The sequence below is a fragment of the Streptomyces scopuliridis RB72 genome, from assembly GCF_000718095.1.
Lineage (GTDB): Bacteria > Actinomycetota > Actinomycetes > Streptomycetales > Streptomycetaceae > Streptomyces > Streptomyces scopuliridis.
Map to the genome: position 1 here is coordinate 12614 of NZ_JOEI01000006.1, position 16648 is coordinate 29261.

The following is a 16648-nucleotide window of genomic DNA, read 5'->3' on the forward strand; positions in this document are numbered from 1 at the left end:
TCCGGCGGATCCGCGGCCCGCGACCGCGTACGGACGGGGCCGCCGGCCAACAATCTTCGCGAGAGCAACACACAGAATACGCATAGCCTCCCGCAGAGGCCGTTACGTTGTTTCCCGCTCGATCATGAGTGCGAACTTGAACCGGTCGCCGGAATTCCTGGTGGCGCAGTCAGCACAGAAAGATCGCGGATGGACTACTGCTCCTCGTGCCGTCGGACCCTCAACGGGGCCCTGGTGTGCCCCGGGTGTGGCGCGTACGCCCCGGACATCGCCCCTCCTGGTCATCACCAGGGTGACGCGGCACCCACAACCGTGACGGCGGCGGAGGCGTGGCAGGCGCGGGAGTTCTCGGCCTCGGCGGAGTACTACGACGCTCCTCACGCCGGTCCCGAGCCGACCGCTTCCGACGCTCACCACGCCCCCGAGGGCGCGATGGCGGACGTGTCGGACGCCGGGCCGTTCAGCGATTCCGAGTACACCGCCGCCCCTGTGCCGGAGGGCCGCGCCGCCCGGCGCCGTCAGATGGCGCGCTGGAAGAAGCAGCGACGCCGGGCCGTGGTCGCGTCGACCGTCGCGCTCGTCGGGGGCGGTCTGACCCTCGCCGTACTGCCGTCCCGGCCTTCGACCGGCCACGACACGCAGGCATCCGCGACACCGGAGCCGAAGGCCACGGCCACAACCGGGACGGACGCCACCGAAACCGACTCGTCCTCCGTACGGCCGCGCACGGAAGATTCGCAGGGATCCGGCAGCAGCGCTCGCTCGTCCGCGATCACGAGCCCGCCGCGGAAGGCCACCACCCTGGTGGCCAGGACCTCTACGAAGAACCCGCGGCAGACCACCATCGCCGCCCGTCCCACGGCGACGACGAGCGCGCAGCCTCGCACCACCACTGCCACCGTGACGGCCGACGAGGCGCCCACCGCCAATCCGCCGGCCCCGGAGACGACGCCGCCGCCTCCCCCGCCGCCACCGCCCCCGCCCGCCGACGACTCCACAGCAGACACGCCGCCCCCGAGCCCCCCGCCGACTACGACAAAGCCGGACCGGCTCTGCGTGCTTGTCCTGTGCATTGGAGGATCGGCCGGCAACTGAGACTGGGGGCGCGCCCGCCCTCAGCCCCCTTACTCCCGCGACCGCATCGCCTCCAGAGGCCGTGCGCGCAGCACCCTCGTCGCCGGGATGCGGATCGAGAGCACGCCCGTCAGGACCGTCGCGGCGACGATGGCCGCGAAGACCCAGGGTGGGCCCGACGGCAGGGGTGTGTCGATGAGGCGCAGGGAGAGGATCGTCAGGGGGACGGCGGCTACGGCCGTGCCGATCAGGACCGCTATGCCCGCCACCAGTGACGTTTCGAGGGCCAGCATGCGGGTTACCTGGCGGCGGGTGCCGCCCACCAGGCGGAGGAGGGCCAGTTCGCGGGCGCGGCCCGTGGTGATGGTGACGAGGGTGGTGGCGACCGAGAGGGCGACGTAGGCCAGTACGACGGCGAGCAGGAGGCGGTTCAGCCAGGCGTTGGCCTCCATCTCGGTGTCCTGGGCCACGAGCAGGGACTCGCGGTCGCCGACGGCGAGGCCCGGGTGTTCCTTCGCCAGTGCGCTCAGGCCTGTGGCCACGGCGTCGCGGTCCGCGTCGGGGGCGGTCGCGACGAGTACGACGTCGGCGAGCCGGTCCGTCGTGTGGGGCAGTACGGCGTCGGACGGGAGGAGTACGTCGCCGAAGCCGAGGTTGGGCCGGTACAGGGCGATCACCCGGGGCTTCGTGGGGGTTCCGTCGCCCAGTACGAGGTCGACGCGGTCGCCGACCTTCTTGCCGAGCCAGAGCGCTTCGGTCTCACTCAACGCGACGGTGTCGCCGCGCAGTTCGCGCAGGCTGCCCGATGCGACGGGCAGGTCGAGCGTGCCCGTCAAGCCCGTGGCGTCGATGCCGTAGGCGGTGGACCGTGACAGTGGTTCCTCGGTGGCCTCGCGGTCGACCGCGACCACTTCGGTGGCGACCAGCGGGGTCGTCGCGGAAACGCCCGGCACGTGGCGTGCGGCCGCCGCGATGTCCGGGGCGACGCCGCCCCCGGCGCCGGCCAGCACGAAGTCCGCGACCGTCGCCGCGCGGGCCTGGTACTGCGTCGCCGTGGACAGCGTGGTCTGGCTGTAGAACTGGCTGGTCGCGAAGCCGATGGTCAGCACGAGCGGGGTGACGGCCGCCGCCAGCCGCCGGGAACCGGCCACGCTGTTGGCCGCCGCGAGGTAGCCCGCCACCCGGGAACGCCGCAGCAGGCTCGCGCCGGCGAGGCGGGAAAGCGCGGCCATCAGCCGTGGGCCGAGCAGCGCGATACCGATCAGGGCCAGCATCGAGGAGAACTGGGCGGGCACCGCGGCCAGACTCTGCGGTACGACCACGACGGCCGCGACGGCGACGAGCGCCAGGCCCAGCAGCACGTACCCGCCGATGACGCGCCCGCGCCCGATGTCGGGACGTTCCACCGCGGACTCGCGCAGCGCCTCCACCGGCCGCACCCGCACCTGGCGCCGGGCCGCCACCCATACGGCGATCCGCGCCGCGCCGAGGCACAGCACCAGCGTGGCGATCGCGGGCGCCGGGCCGATCGACAGAGCGAAGCCGTCCTCGATCACACCGATACGGGCGAAGCCGTCGCGCAGCGCCTGCGCGGCGAGATAGCCGGGCCCTATACCGGCCGGCGTCGCGACCCCCGACACCAGCAGTACTTCGGTGGCGAGCATCCGGTGCACCTGGCGCGGGGTGGCGGCCACCGCGCGCAGCAATGCGATCTCCCGGCGCCGCTGGTGCACCATCAGCGACAGCGTGCCGGCCACGACGAGGACGACGATCATCAGAACGAAGCCGGTGAACGACCCCGACACCAGCGTCAGGACCGAGCGCGACTGCGCCGCGCTGAGAAACTCGACCTCGCCGCGCTCGACACCGGCCCGCACCACGACGCGTTGGCCGTCCGCACGGTCACCGTTCCCGCTGCCGCCGTACCCCTGCCCGCCGTTCCCGCTGTCGCCGTACCCCTGCCCGCCGTTCCCGTTGTCGCCGTATCCCTTCGCGGCGAGGGCCCGCTCCACGCGTTCGACGAGCGTGTCCCGGTCCTGCGACAGCGAGCGCACCATCCCGAGCAGACCGCTGTCGCCGCCCGTCGGTACGCCGGGGTCGGCGAAGACGGCGATGGCCGCGACCGACGCGGGGTGGCCGGACAGCTCGCGCGCCCGCGCGTCGGTGAAGAACAGGGCCGACTGCCGAGGCAGTCCGTCACCCTCCGGCGGTGTCGCCAGGCCGACGACCCGGTACGGCGTGGCGCCGTCCGCCGTCGCGATCCGTACCTGCTCGCCGACACCGGTCCCCGCCCGCGCGGCGGTCGCCGCGTCCAGCACGATCTCGTCGGGACGCCGCGGTTCCGCGCCCTCGCGCAGCGCGAACGGCGTCAGCTTCGCCGTACCCCAGCCGTGGCCCAGCATCTCGCCGCCGTCCGGGCCGCCCAGCGTCCTGCCTTCGCCCGTCACCAGCGTCGCCGGGAAGCTGACTTCGCCAACCGCCGTACGTACGCCGGGAACCGCGGCCACCGTCGCGACCAGCTCCGCGGGCAGCATCGCCCGCTCGGGCAGCGACTCGACGGGGTCCGGCCCCTCGGGCAGCGGTACGGTGACCGACTGCCCGGCGCCGACGACGACCGGGGCCGCCGCGTACCGCTGCGGCGCGATCCCGGCGAACAGCCCGGATTCCAGCAGCACCCCGCAGGCCGTGACGAGTACGGCGCCGCCGAGCACCGCGAGGAACGACGCGATGAACTGGGCGCGGCGGGCCAGGATCGACTTCCGGGCGACGTACCGGACTCCGCCGATGGATCGGCCGGGACCGGCGGGCCGGGCGCCACCGCCGGGCCGGGCGCCACCGTCAGACTTGCCGGCCCCCATGCGCCGGTCGCTCACCGCGCCCCTCATCGCTCCCCCAGATGCGTCATCCGCGCCGCCACCGACTCCGCCGTCGGCGCGTCGAGTTCGCCGACGATCCTGCCGTCGGCGAGGAACATCACGGTGTGCGCGTAGGACGCCGCGACCGGATCGTGGGTGACCATCACGACCGTCTGCCCGAGCGAGTCGACCAGCCCCCGCAGCAGCCGCAGCACCTGCGCGCCCGTGCCGGTGTCGAGCGCGCCCGTCGGTTCGTCGGCGAAGACGACATCGGGCCGCGTCACCAGCGCGCGGGCGATCGCCACCCGCTGCTGCTGGCCGCCGGAGAGCTCGCTCGGCCGTCGCCCGAGCAGTTCGCCGAGCCCGACCGCGCCCGCGATCTCCGTCAGCCATGCCGGATCGACCGACCGGCCCGCGAAGCGCAGCGGCAGGGTGATGTTGTCGCTGACGTCGAGCGCCGGGATCAGGTTGTACGCCTGGAAGACGAAGCCGATCCGCTCGCGGCGGAGTTCGGTGAGGGCCGTCTCCTTCAGCCCGCTCAGGTCGGTGTCCCCGAGCAGCACCCGGCCCGACGCGGGCCGTTCGAGGCCCGCCGCCAGGTGCAGGAACGTGCTCTTGCCCGAGCCCGACGGACCCATCACGGCGGTGAACGCGCCACGCGTGATCCCGGCCGTCACCCCGTGCAGGGCGGTGACGGCGGCGGCGCCCTCCCCGTAGACCGCCGTGGCGGCCTCCAGTCGCACGGCGAAGCCGGACGCCGTACCGCCGGGCATCCCACCCCCGGACGCCGTACCGCCGGGCATCCCACCCCCGGACGCTGTACCGCCGGACGTCTCGCCGCCCGGCGCCACCCGCCCCGATATCCGTACCGGCCCTGCCGTCATGATCCGCCCCTCCACCAGGAAATCGTTATCGTGACGGTAGGCCGGAGCCGTTGGCGTGAACGATCCCGTACATGCCAGGATCGAGGGTGGAGCCAACTCCACCACGCACCAGGGGGCAGCCCGACGTGACCCACCCCACCGCGGGGCAACCCCGGCCACGGCTGCGCGAGTTGAAGTTCCTCGCGGTCGGTGCCGGCACCGGCCTCGTGTCGTGGTTCGTGCTGGCCGGGCTGATCCTGAGCGTGGCGCCGGTCGTCACGCTTCCGCTGCTGCCCCGCACCGCACGGGCCGCGCGCCGCCTGGCGGCCTTCGAACGCCGCCGTACCGGCGAGTTCCTCGGCACGCCGATCGCCCCGCCCCAGCCGCTCGACGGCGACGACATCGGCGCCGTACTGACGAGCCCCGACATGCGCCGTGACGTGAGCTGGCTGACCCTCCAGGCCACGCTGGGCACGCTGGCGGGACTGGTGGCGGTCAGCGCGCCGGCGGGCGTCGTCCAGAACGTGGTGATCGCCGCGCTCTGGCCGTATCTGCCCGAGGTCACGACGACGCTGAACCACCCGGTGGAGTCCTGGGGCGACGCGACCCTCGCGCTGGCCACCGCCGCCGCGTACGGCACGGTGGGGGCGCTCCTCATACCGACCCTCGCCCGGTGGTACGCGCGCATCAGCGCCGTACGGCTCGCGCCGCGCAGGATCTCGCTCGCCGAGCGCCTCGCCGAGGTCACGGCCACCCGGGCCGCCGCGCTCGAAGCGCACGGCACCGAGCTGCGCCGGATCGAACGCAACCTCCACGACGGCACGCAGAACCGTCTCGTCGCGGTCGTGATGCACCTCGGGATGGTGGAGCGCGCGCTGCACCGCGACCCGGAGTCGGCCCTGCCGATGGTGCTCACCGCCCAGAACGCGGCCACCGACGCGCTCAGCGAACTGCGTGAGGTGGTGCGCAGTATCTATCCGCCGGTGCTGATCGACCGCGGTCTGCCGGGCGCGGTGAGCGCGCTGGTGTCGCACTGCGCGATCCCCGCCACGTACGAGGCGCGGGACCTGCCCCGCGCGCCCGCCGCCGTGGAGGCCGCGGCCTACTTCGTGGTGGCCGAGGCGCTCACCAACGCCGTCAAGCACAGCGGGGCGCGGCAGATCACCGTGGTCCTGCACGCCGACGACGGCCTGCTCACCGTCGAGGTCACCGACGACGGCCAGGGCGGGGCCGACGAGACGCTCGGCACCGGACTGCTCGGTATCGAACGCCGGGTCGCCGCCTTCGACGGTACGACCCTGCTCCACAGCCCGCTCGGCGGACCCACGGTCCTGCGGGCCGCCATCCCCCTAGGAGTCTGACGCCTGTGCGCATCGTGATCGCCGAGGACGACGCCCTGCTGCGGGCGGGGCTCACGCACCTGCTGCGTGCCGAGGGCATGGAGGTCACCTCCGCCGTCGACAACCCCACCGATCTGCTGGCCGCCATCGCCGCCGACCGCCCTGACGTCGCGGTCGTGGACGTACGGATGCCGCCGACCTTCCGTGACGAGGGGCTGCGCGCCGCCGTCGAGGCGCGCCGCCGGCAGCCGGGCCTCGCGGTGCTCGTCCTGTCCGCGCATGTCGAGGACAGCTACGCCACCGAACTGCTGGCCGACGGCGCCGGCGGCGTGGGCTATCTGCTCAAGGAGCGGGTGGGGAAGGTCGCCGACTTCCTCGAAGCGCTGGAACGGGTGGCCGGGGGCGGTACGGCGATGGACCCGGAGGTCGTCGCGCAGCTGCTGGTACGCCGCCGCTCCGACGACCCGCTGCTCAGCCTGACCCCGCGCGAGCGCGAGGTGCTGGCGCTGATGGCCGAGGGGCACTCGAACGCGACGATCGCCGGGCTGCTGGTCGTCTCCGACGGCGCGGTGCACAAGCACATCGGCAATATCTTCAGCAAGTTGGGGCTGCCGACGACGGATGGGAGGCACCGGCGGGTGCTGGCGGTGCTGGCGTATCTGAAGGCGTGACAGCGACGGTGTGATGGCGAAGACGCGATGGCCGCGCCGGGAGAGGCCGCGGCCTGGGGATCGCACCCCTTGGGGGGTGGACCTTGCTCCACCCCCCTTACGGGCGCAGGCCGCATTCCCGCGGCATGCCGGACACGGACAAGCTGAGGACATGCCGGAGCACACACCTCCGGTCCGTACAGCTCGTACGGCCCCTCCCGTCCGTCCTCAAGGAGTTCCCGCATGTCCCACAACACCCCTGCCCCGGCTTCCACTTCTGGTGCTTCCGCTTCTGATGCTTCCGCTTCTGGTGCTTCCGCTTCTGGTGCTTCCACCCGCCGGAGTCGTCCTCGGCGGCGGGCTGCCACCCTGATCGCCCTCACGCTGGTGGCCGGGCTGGGTCTGCCGACGGCGTACAGCGCGGCCTACGCCGACGAGAGCACACGGACCAGCGCGGCGGGCACGCAGAAGGACACGCAGGCGGCCGCGCGGAAGGGCATGCAGAAGATAGCCGACGGGCTCGTGAGCGACGGCAAGCGTCCCGCCGCGCTCATCAGTACGCGGGAGCGGGACGGCCGTACGGGTACGTACGCCGCCGGGGTCGGCGACCTGGCGACCGGCGCCCGGGTCCCGGCCGACGGGCAGGTGCGTATCGGCAGCAACACCAAGACCTTCACCGCCGTCGTGGTGCTGCAACTCGTCGGCGAGGGAAAGATCGACCTCGACGCGCCGATCGAGACCTACCTCCCGAACCTCATCCGCGGCGAGGGCGTCGACGGCCGCCGGATCACCGTACGGCAGCTGCTCCAGCACACGAGCGGACTGCCCGAGTACACCCAGGCCGTGGCCGGGAACTTCGCGGAGTTCCAGCACCGCTACGCCGAACCGCGCGAGCTGCTCGACCTCGCCCTCGAAGGCAAGGCGTCCTTCCCGCCGGGCACCAAGTGGGAGTACAGCAACACCAATTACGTCGTCGCCGGCCTCCTCGTCCAGAAGATCACCGGCCGCCCCCTCGCCGAGGAGATCACCAAGCGGGTCATCGACCGGATCGGGCTCCGGCACACGTACTTCCCGCAGGCGGGCGACATGACGATCCACGAGAAGCACCCCAAGGGCTACTTCACCGAGAAGCCCGGCACCCCGCTGCGCGACGTCACGGTGCAGGACCCCTCCTGGGGCTGGGCGGCCGGGGCCATGGTCTCCACCAACAGCGATGTCAACCGCTTCTTCACCGCGCTGCTCGACGGCCGCCTGCTCAAGCCGGCCCAGCTCAAGGAAATGCGCACCACCGTCCCGGCCGAGGACCCCGTCCCCGGCTCCCGCTACGGACTCGGCCTGATGAGCAAGCCGCTGTCCTGCGGCGGCGTCGCCTGGGGCCACGGCGGCGACATCCCCGGCTACGAAACGCGCGGCGGCGTCACGGAGTCCGGCCGCGCCGTCAATGTCGCGGTCACCGTCCTGCCCAGCGATCTGGCCGGGGTGATGGAGGTGGAGAAGGCGGTGGACACGGCGCTGTGCCGCTGAGTCCCACACTCCGCAGCGTCCGTCAGCCCCCGAGGACCCAGCGCACCGCCGCGGCCACGCCGAGGACCAAGGGCGGCACGAGCCACCACGGTCCCATCGTGCGCCGCACCGAGGGTACGACCGTGATCAGCAGGGCCAGGGCGCTCGTCGCGAGGGTGAGGGCGCACGACAGCGCGATTCCGGCGCGTGCGTCGTCGTCCCAGGGGCCCGACGGGCGGATGGTCAGCGCCGTGTAGCAGCACCAGGCGGCGAGCAGCTGCAGGATCACGAGCGGGACGGCTAGGACCTGCCGCAGACAGCCCTGGTCGTCGGTTGTCGATGGTGGCGGTGGTGGCGTCATGTGGCGCGGCGTCGGGCGCGGGCTCGGAGCGCGTACGTGACCAGGGCGCGGATCGGGGCGGGTGGGCGGCGTACGGTCAGGGCCGCGCGGAGCGGCTGGTCCAGGAGCGAGGCCGCGACGGCCGGGGCGAGGGGGGCCAGGGGGGCCGGGAGCCGGGCCGCCAGCAGGCCCTTGCTGGTGGCGGCCCAGAGCGCGCGGCCCGCCTCCGTGGGGGCGAAGTGGCGCGTCTCGTAGTCGCGCATCCAGCCCTCCACAGCCGCCAGGTCATGGGCCGAGCCGCCTGCCAAGTCGCCGCTCGTGACCGGGGGTTCGGGCAGGCCGAGGGCGTCCGAGAGGGCCATGTGGAAGGCGTACGCCGCGTCCCGTTCCGCTTCGGTGACGTGCCGGTGGCCGTGGGCGTCGATGAACCGCAGGGGGCAGACGGTGAAGCAGGCCAGTACGTAGTGCATCAGCTCGGGCGTGATGCCGGGCCGGTCGTGGATCCGGCGCAGGCTGTCGACGACCCGCCTGCCCTCCGCGCTGTCCAGGCCCTCTCCGATCAGGGTGAACATGGCGACCCCGGTCGCCTTGGCCCGGCCGCGCGGCTCGTTGGTCATCCGGCCGCCGGCGGCCAGTACGTGGGCGATGTCCGGGATGCCGAAGGTACGGACGAAGCCGAGGGTGAGTCCGACCCGGGACTCCTCCGGCATCGTCTCCAGGACGAGCCGCGCGTAGGCGCGGTACGCGCCGCGCGTTCCGGCGGTCATCCGGCCGCGGTGGCGACGGCCAGCGCCTCGCCGGTCAGGGGCGCGTACAGATAGCGGGCGACCCGTACCAAGTGCGCGCGCTCCTCCCCCGGTTCCGCGTCCAGGCCGGGCAGTGGGGCCTGGTCCTCGCGCGGGCGCGGCGGCGTCCCGGCGTTCAGCGCCTCGCCGGCGAAGCGCAGCGCGGCGGCGACGATCAGCGCCGCCCGGTCGCCGTCGTCGAGGCGGGCCCGCTCGGCGACGGCGGTGGCCGCGGTGACCACCGCCGGATCGACCCACGGCCGCAGCGTCAACTGCCCGTCACGTATCTCCAGTCCGCGCCTGGCGGTACGCCACTCCAGGTCCCGGAACGCCAGCCGTTCGGTCCAGGCCGACGGCGGCGCTTCCAGGGCCAGCCGGCGGTCCGCGCGGTAGACCAGGTCCCACAGCGGGCGCAGGGCCTGGTAGTCGCGGCGCCTGCGCGTCCAGGCGGCGACGGCCGGTCCGGCGAAACCCGCGGTGATGAGTACGGCTCCGAGCGCGGCGAACGCGGGGCCCACGGCGGTGCTCAGCCACTCCACCCCGTCGACCTCCGCGAAGGCCGCACCGATCGCGATGAGCTTGCACGCGACATAGCCGCAGGCCACGAGCCCGCCGACGGCGATCAGCCGGATGCCTCGGCGCAGCCATCCGTACGGCAGCCCGGAGGCGTGCCCGGAGCACACCCTGCTGATGTCGAGCAGCGCGAAGCCGAACAGCGCCTGGTAGATGACGAGGAAGACGGCGATCTGCGGAATCGTCGCGAAGGTGGTGTCGAACGTGAGGGGTGTCTCCGGGCTGTCCGCTCCCCCCGTGAAGAACAGCGCGATCATCACCGGGACCAGCACCGCGAACACCGCGAGCCGCCGTCGCGCCTGGCGCCAGGTGGCGCCGGTCGCCGCGTCCCACACCCGTGAATTGGTGCGTTCCTTCGGCGGGGTCCACATCCGCGCCAGCACGACGGCCGCGGCGGAGAACCCCGTAATGCCCAGATAGACGAGCAGAGTCGCCAGGTTGCCGCGGCCCGTGAGGCGGTCGATCAGCCGGTACAGCACCGGGGACGCCACCACGAACGCGGTCGCCGGGGCCGCGATCGTCACGGCGACGACGAGCAGACCGTGGGACGGATCCCGCCGCCACGCCCGGAGCTTCAGTACGGCGACGACCCAGGCGAGCGTGCCGATGCCGAGGTAGACCGCGTTGAACGGCGCCTCGGATATGCCGGACGCGCCGCCCTCAGACATGCTGTCCCTTGCGATGCTCCAGCGCGGGCGCCAGCTGGGACGTCGTCCCGGCTCCGGGCGCCAGCACAAGAATGCGCGTCAACTCGGCCCCCAGGATCTCCGCTTCCTCTTCCGCGGCACCATCGTAGTGCGAGCGTCCGAGGACCAGCCGGATCATGTCGGCGTCGATCGTGGGCAGTTCCACATGGGCCGTGTCCTCGTCGGCCGCCGGGGCCTCGGCCAGATGCCCGCAGAGGAGATGCGCGAGTTCATGGCAGATGATGTGGGCCTGGTGCAGGTCCGAGGTCTCCTGCTCGAAGTAGATCACGTCGGATTCCGCGCGGCGTTCCACGAACCCCGACGGCTCTTCCACCCGCATCCGGCGCGGAACGAGCCGTACGGGACGCCCCGACCGGTCGGCGACCGCGGCGCACAGCTCTTCGACCGTGCTCAGCTGCGGCAGATCCAGCTCTCTGACCATGGCCCGCATCCGGCGGCGGGTACGTCCAAGATCTCGCACGATCTCCCCATCAGCATCAGCCAGTCGCCAGTGTCCCAACGGCGTCCGCCGGTAGTCGGTCACGCGTCGGGGCGGCCGTCGGAGCGGCCGTCGGGCAGTCCGACCGCCCTCCTCAGTTGTTCCACAACAGTGAGGGCGGCGTCCTGCATTTCCGGGGGAAGGCCGGCCGCCCGCATGGCGATACGTTCCACCCGGGCGTCCCGCAGCGCCTCGATCTTCCGCAGATCGCGCTCGACGGCCTGGGCGGTGGCGGAGTCGCTGAAGTAGTCCAGCGGGATGCCGAAGAACTTGGCGATCTTCACCGCGTTCTCCAGGCTGGGCTTCTGTGTGCCCTTGCGGAGGTTGCCGATATAGGTGCCGCTGAGGCCGGTCCCCTCGGCGATCTCCGAGTCGCGCCAGGGGCGGCCCAGATCCTTCGGATAGATCACCGAGATCACACGCCGGAAGCGCGCCGCGAAGTCCAGCGGTTCCGACGGCTCCTGACTGTCCCGACCGTCCCCGCTGTCGCGACTGCCCCTACTGTCGCGACTGTCCCCACTGTCGCCAGTGTCGTCAGTGTCGCCAGATCGAAGAGCCGACGCTTCTGAGCGTGGAGAATCGGTGGCCATGTGCCGGATCATAGAACTCTTCGGCCGTCGGCGGGGATCACGCCGTCGTACCGATTTACACGATCGTTGCGATTAAGCGGGCCAAAAGGCGTGCCGCGCAGGGAATCGCCGTCGACCACCAGCTGGTCAATCAACAATAGTTGACTTCTGCTCGGCGCAGGTAGCAGGATCGACGACGCTGGCGCGTGCACGTCATGAGAGTTCCCGCAGCGGGACCTGGGTCTGCGGGCGCTGGGCGCCGCTGCCCCACGGGGGTGGGCAACAGTGCCCGGCGCCAAGGCCTGTCCGGCGGACAGGCCCCAACGCCCTCATGGCGCGCTCGCAACGGCTGTGCCGGACGGGCGGGGGCCATGAGGGCCTTTGGTGGAGTTGGACCGTGCGCGTCAGGCCGCTGTACGGGTCCCGCGCCTGCGGGTGATGACCACCAGCGCGCCGCCCGCCGCGAGTACGGCCGCGCTCGCCCAGGCGATCGCCGACGTACCGCTGCTACCGGTCTGGGCCAGGGCGCCGGTGCCGCCGCCCGTGGTGCCCGCGGTGGCGTTCGGGTATGTGGTGGTGGTCTGGGTCTGGGGCTGGTTGCCGCCCGAGCCGCCCGCCGAACCGCCCGTCGAGCCGCCGGTGCCGGCGGCGTCCGTCACATTCACCGTGAAGAACGCCTGGTTGTTCGCCTTGTTGGTGTCGAACGTCAACTCAGCGCCCCACTCGGACATATGACGTACGACGCCGCGGGTCGTCGCCGGCGCGTCCTCGTCGACCTTCAGCACGAACGGCAGCGTCGCGACCTTGCCCACGGGGAACGGCGAGCCGATCCAGCAGAGGTAGGCGGGAGCATCGGGATCGGGTTCGCCCGTGCCGTCGCCGTTCCAGAGGCGGCAGCGCTCCGGCACCTTCACCGCCCTCGTGCCCTTGGGGATGTTGACCAGCAGCGAGATCTGGCCGTCGGTGGTGATGAGGTCGACGGAAGCGGGGCCGTCGTTGCGGATCTTCGCCGCCAGGGTGACGGTGTCGCCCGGATCGGCGGTGACGGTGTCCCCGGTGACGTCGAGATCGGCGGTGTTGACCGCGTTGACGATCCATCGCCACCACTCAGTCAAGGACTCGCTGGGCGGAGCGGCGCCGTCCGGAACGAGCGCGAGCTCAGGCCCGGAGCCGTTGCCGCTCTTCGCGCTCGTCGGCACGGTGGCGGCGAGGGGCGTCACCCGGTAGTCCACGAACTCGAAGAGCGCCGTCTTCTTGACGTCGAAACCCACGGACGTGGACAGCCGGTACCGCTTGCCCGGTTCGACGGGCGTGCTGATACGGCACACCGCCTCGGGCAGCGTCCGCCCGTTGCCGGACGGAAGGTCGGTGGTGCCGTACACACAGTTCGAGAACCGCTGCGCGAAGCCGAGTTCATGGGAGGTGCCGATCCGCAGTTCCACGCCCTGAGCCGTCAGCGACCCGGTGTTGGCGACGGTGATCGGGGCGTCGAGCGTGCTGCCGGGCTCGGCGGTGTCCGTCTGGGGGAGCCGGCTCACGACCAGATTCACCGCGCCGACGGTGACCTTGACGGTGGTGTCGATCACCTTCGCGTTGGAGGAGGTGGCGTAGACCCGGGCGGTACCCGTCGTGCCGAGCGCGGCGCCCGGCTTGGCTCTCATTTCGATGAGCCCGCCCTCGTAACCGTCCGGAGCGATGTCCCCGACAGGCCACGCGCACACGTCGCCCGGGCAGCCGGAGCCGAGGATATCGGTGAAGGCGGAGATGCCGGACACGTCGATCTTGACGACCACGTCCTTGGCGGTGCCGCCGTCGGGGTCGCCAGGGACGCCCCAACTGATCTGCGGCGGGTCGCTCTCGGCGGGCTGCGGCAGGCCGACCTCGTTCCGGACGACGTGGAACTTCAGGACGGGACCGTCCTGTGCGGCTTGCGGGCGGTCCGCCTGGGCGGCGGGCTGCGGGCGGTTCGCCTCGGCGGCGGGCTGCGGACCGTTCGCCTCGGCGGCGGGCTGCGAACCATTCGCCTGGGCGGCGGGCTGCGAACCATTCGCCTGCGCGGCGGGCTGCGGACGCGACGGGTCCGCCTGAGCGGGGGTACCGACGAGCGCGGCGCCGAGGAGAACGACCGCGACGGCGGCCGGGGTGGCGGACCATCGGCGTCGACTGGGTAGTGACATCTCGCGGATACCTTTCCGTTTACCGGACGTTGGCTTCCAGATGTCCTGTGCGACAGGTGGGCGTGGCGAATGGTTGTGCGGAGGTGAACGTTCCGCTCATGCGTGGCGCTCGTGCGTGGCGACGCCGCGGCCGGGCGGGGGTGCCCTTGGACACGTTATTGACCGGAAACGTACGCGCGCGTCCTGCTACCGTCCCCCGGTGTTCTCCCTCCGCGAGCCCGCCTTGTTCACCCGGCTGCGCGACGCACAGCGCGTGCTCATCGCCGGGGCCGGCGGTGGCTTCGACATCTACGCGGGACTCCCGCTCGCCCTGGCCCTGCGCGCGGCGGGAAAGGACGTCCATCTGGCCAATCTCTCGTTCGCCCATCTGTACGGTCTGAACACGGACGTCTGGTTGGCGCCCGATGTCGCGGCCGTCCGCCCCGACACCGTGGCCCGTGGCGGCTACTTCCCCGAGCGCACCCTCGCCCAGTGGCTGGAGCAGCGCGGGCTGCCGTCGACCGTGTACGCCTTCCCCGCCACGGGAGTTCGGCCGCTGCGCGCCGCCTACCGAGCGCTGATCAGCCACTTGGGCGGCGTCGACGCGATCGTCCTCGTGGACGGCGGAACCGACATCCTCATGCGCGGCGACGAGTCCGGACTCGGCACCCCCGAGGAGGACATGGCCAGCCTCGGCGCGGTGAACGGACTGGACGAGGTGCCCGTCCGGCTCGTGGTCTGCGTCGGCTTCGGGGTGGACTCGTACCACGGCGTCAGCCACGCCCTCGTCCTGGAGAATCTGGCGGCCCTGGAACGCGAGGGCGCCTACCTCGGGGCGTTCTCCCTGCCCGGCGCCAGCGAGGAAGGCGCGCTCTACCTCGACGCCGTCGCCCACGCGCATGCCGCCACACCGGACCATCCGAGCATCGTCCACGGCTCCATAGCCGCCGCCGTACGCGGGGACTTCGGCGACATCCAGTTCACCGAGCGGACCAAGCACAGCGAGCTGTTCATCAATCCGCTGATGGCCCTGTACTTCTGCGTGGACGCGCCGGGCCTGGCCCGCCGGAATCTCTATCTCGACCGGCTGGAGAGGACCCACCTCACGCGCCAGATCAGCACCGTCATCGAGGAGTTCCGCGACGAACTCCCGCGCCAGCGCCCGCCGCGCGCGATCCCGCACTGATCCGAATCCGTATGTCCTCCGCGCCACGTTGTGCGACTTTTGGTCGGTGTTCCGGCCGGGCGCGCACCTCGGACGGGCAACACCGCTACTTCTTCATCTCCGAAGGGCCGAGGGCATGACGGCGACGCTCAATCTCTGGCGGCAGGGACCGCTCTGGTGGAACTGCGCGCCCAGCACAACCGGCTGACCGCACTGCCCCACACCATCGGCCGGCTCACCCGGCTCCGGGAGCTGTGGCTGCGTGGCAATGCGCTGGAGCGGCTTCCGGAATCCGTGGCGGATCTGGCCGAACTGCGCCATCTCGACGTCCGGGAGAACGCCCTGGCTGACATACCCGAGTCGTTGGCCGGTCTGCCCCTGCTCCGTCAGCTCGATCTACGGGCCAACCGCATCCGCGGGCTTCCGGACTGGCTCGCCCGACTGCCCTCATTGGAGAAGCTGGATCTGCGCTGGAACGACATCGAGCCCCGGCCCCGCCTGCTCGACGCGCTGACGCGGCGCGGGTGCGTCGTCTTGCGGTGAGCGCCGTGGACACCACAGGACTCCGTCACCGTCACTGGCGATGTCCGGTGGCGTCGTGCTCCGCCGCGATGGACGCGAACTCCTGGATCAGCGGGCTGCGCCGGCCGCTCGCCCAGGCCAGGCAGACCTGGTTGGGGGCGATGTCAAAGATCTCGACGTGGGTGACGTCGGGGCGGGTGTAGTACGTCGCGGTCGACAGGGGCAGGACGACCACACCACGCCCGGCCGCCACGTTCTCCAGCTTTTCCTCGACCGTCCGGATGGGCCGCGGTGCCGCCTGCCCGCCGGCGGAGCCTTCGGTGGAGAGCTCCGTGGCGATGTCGCGCCACTCGGGTACGGCGTCCGGGTCCTGCAACAGGTGCTCGTCCGCGAGGTCGTTGACGCTCAGGACGCCCTTGTGCGCGTAGGGGTGGTCCGCGGGGAGCACCGCCACGCGCGGCTCCGTCAGCAGGTTCCGCAGGCGCAGGCCGTGCCGGTCCAGGGGCATGCGTACGTAGCCGACGTCGACCCGCCCGTCGTGGATCACCTCGGCCTGGTCGTCCCAGCTGGTTCTGACGACCTCGACCGAGAGGTCCGGATGACGGCGGGAGAGTTCCCGTACGGCGCCCGTGACGATCAGTCCAGGCATGAAGCCGATCGCGAACGTCTCCGTCCCCCGGGCCGCGCGGGCCAGTCGGCGGCGTGTGGCCTCCGCCGCCGCCAGCAGCGGCACGGCGTCGGCGAGGAGTTGCCGGCCCGCGGAGGTCAGCTCGGTGGCGCGCTTGTCGCGTACCAGGAGCTGGACCTTCAGTTCGCTCTCCAGCGCCTTGATCTGCCGGGAGAGCACCGGCTGCGCGATGTGCAGCTTCTCGGCGGCCCGCCCGAAGTGCAGTTCCTCGGCCACCGCGACGAAGTACCGCAGCTTACGGAGATCGAGGTCGAGGGCCACGGGGTGCTCCTTCCACACGTTGGTGCTCGGGGCCGCCCATGCTCGGGGCCGCCCGTGCTCGGGGCCGCCCGTGCTCGGGGCCGCCCGTGCTCGGGGCGGCGGGCGGGTGCTCGGCTGCC

Annotated in this window: 14 protein-coding genes and 1 pseudogene; 6 read left to right on the top strand and 9 right to left on the bottom strand. The window is 72.1% G+C overall.

The genetic code is table 11. The features are described 5' to 3' along the window. Positions 1 to 189 precede the first annotated feature (189 nt). Positions 190 to 1095 (top strand): SCO2400 family protein, encoded by a 906-nt coding sequence (locus IF11_RS40770; RefSeq protein ID WP_425315186.1) that lies wholly within the window; start codon positions 190 to 192, stop codon positions 1093 to 1095. 29 nt (positions 1096 to 1124) lie between these two features. On the opposite strand, the gene IF11_RS36480 is transcribed toward IF11_RS40770, so the two are convergent. Both IF11_RS36480 and IF11_RS0108135 read right to left on the bottom strand, forming a co-directional pair. Beyond that, positions 1125 to 3947 carry an FtsX-like permease family protein gene (locus IF11_RS36480; RefSeq protein WP_051745679.1) on the bottom strand — a complete coding sequence of 941 codons (2823 nt, stop codon included), beginning with the start codon at positions 3945 to 3947 and terminating at the stop codon, positions 1125 to 1127. Positions 3948 to 3955: 8 nt separating this feature from the next. Next, positions 3956 to 4732: an ABC transporter ATP-binding protein gene (locus IF11_RS0108135; RefSeq protein ID WP_211266750.1), complete on the bottom strand. Its 777-nt coding sequence runs from the start codon at positions 4730 to 4732 to the stop codon at positions 3956 to 3958. 206 nt (positions 4733 to 4938) lie between these two features. Here IF11_RS0108135 and IF11_RS0108140 point away from each other — a divergent pair, with 206 nt between their 5' ends. The 3 genes from IF11_RS0108140 to IF11_RS0108150 all read left to right on the top strand — a co-directional run bounded on the left by IF11_RS0108140 (position 4939) and on the right by IF11_RS0108150 (position 8306). Continuing rightward, positions 4939 to 6153, top strand: coding sequence for a sensor histidine kinase (locus IF11_RS0108140; protein WP_051745681.1), 1215 nt, complete (start codon positions 4939 to 4941; stop codon positions 6151 to 6153). A gap of 5 nt (positions 6154 to 6158) precedes the next feature. After that, positions 6159 to 6803: a response regulator gene (locus tag IF11_RS0108145; RefSeq protein WP_030350788.1), complete on the top strand. Its 645-nt coding sequence runs from the start codon at positions 6159 to 6161 to the stop codon at positions 6801 to 6803. 366 nt (positions 6804 to 7169) lie between these two features. Beyond that, positions 7170 to 8306, top strand: coding sequence for a serine hydrolase domain-containing protein (locus IF11_RS0108150; protein WP_051745683.1), 1137 nt, complete (start codon positions 7170 to 7172; stop codon positions 8304 to 8306). Positions 8307 to 8328: 22 nt separating this feature from the next. Here IF11_RS0108150 and IF11_RS0108155 read toward each other — a convergent pair whose 3' ends face one another. The 6 genes from IF11_RS0108155 to IF11_RS0108180 all read right to left on the bottom strand — a co-directional run bounded on the left by IF11_RS0108155 (position 8329) and on the right by IF11_RS0108180 (position 13914). After that, positions 8329 to 8646, bottom strand: a complete 318-nt coding sequence (locus IF11_RS0108155) for a hypothetical protein (RefSeq protein WP_030350790.1) — start codon at positions 8644 to 8646, stop codon at positions 8329 to 8331. Continuing rightward, positions 8643 to 9392, bottom strand: coding sequence for an oxygenase MpaB family protein (locus tag IF11_RS0108160; RefSeq protein ID WP_051745685.1), 750 nt, complete (start codon positions 9390 to 9392; stop codon positions 8643 to 8645). The genes IF11_RS0108155 and IF11_RS0108160 overlap by 4 nt, the downstream gene beginning before the upstream one ends. Next, positions 9389 to 10651: an MAB_1171c family putative transporter gene (locus IF11_RS0108165; RefSeq protein WP_030350792.1), complete on the bottom strand. Its 1263-nt coding sequence runs from the start codon at positions 10649 to 10651 to the stop codon at positions 9389 to 9391. Before IF11_RS0108165 ends, IF11_RS0108160 begins: the two co-directional genes overlap by 4 nt. Beyond that, positions 10644 to 11150, bottom strand: coding sequence for a hypothetical protein (locus IF11_RS0108170; protein ID WP_133243329.1), 507 nt, complete (start codon positions 11148 to 11150; stop codon positions 10644 to 10646). The genes IF11_RS0108165 and IF11_RS0108170 overlap by 8 nt, the downstream gene beginning before the upstream one ends. A gap of 59 nt (positions 11151 to 11209) precedes the next feature. Continuing rightward, positions 11210 to 11578, bottom strand: coding sequence for a helix-turn-helix domain-containing protein (locus tag IF11_RS0108175; RefSeq protein WP_157848418.1), 369 nt, complete (start codon positions 11576 to 11578; stop codon positions 11210 to 11212). A gap of 563 nt (positions 11579 to 12141) precedes the next feature. Continuing rightward, the gene (locus IF11_RS0108180) at positions 12142 to 13914 is read right to left on the bottom strand and encodes an LPXTG cell wall anchor domain-containing protein (protein ID WP_030350795.1); all 1773 of its coding nucleotides are present in this window, start codon (positions 13912 to 13914) and stop codon (positions 12142 to 12144) included. Between the two features lie 199 nt (positions 13915 to 14113). Between IF11_RS0108180 and IF11_RS0108185 the strand changes: the two genes are divergently transcribed. Continuing rightward, positions 14114 to 15079 carry a DUF1152 domain-containing protein gene (locus tag IF11_RS0108185; RefSeq protein WP_030350796.1) on the top strand — a complete coding sequence of 322 codons (966 nt, stop codon included), beginning with the start codon at positions 14114 to 14116 and terminating at the stop codon, positions 15077 to 15079. Positions 15080 to 15229: 150 nt separating this feature from the next. Continuing rightward, positions 15230 to 15601 (top strand): annotated as a pseudogene (locus IF11_RS0108190) (leucine-rich repeat domain-containing protein); the annotation flags it as partial. 31 nt (positions 15602 to 15632) lie between these two features. Here IF11_RS0108190 and IF11_RS0108195 read toward each other — a convergent pair. Beyond that, positions 15633 to 16529 carry a LysR family transcriptional regulator gene (locus tag IF11_RS0108195; RefSeq protein WP_030350798.1) on the bottom strand — a complete coding sequence of 299 codons (897 nt, stop codon included), beginning with the start codon at positions 16527 to 16529 and terminating at the stop codon, positions 15633 to 15635. Between the last annotated feature and the right edge of the window lie 119 nt (positions 16530 to 16648).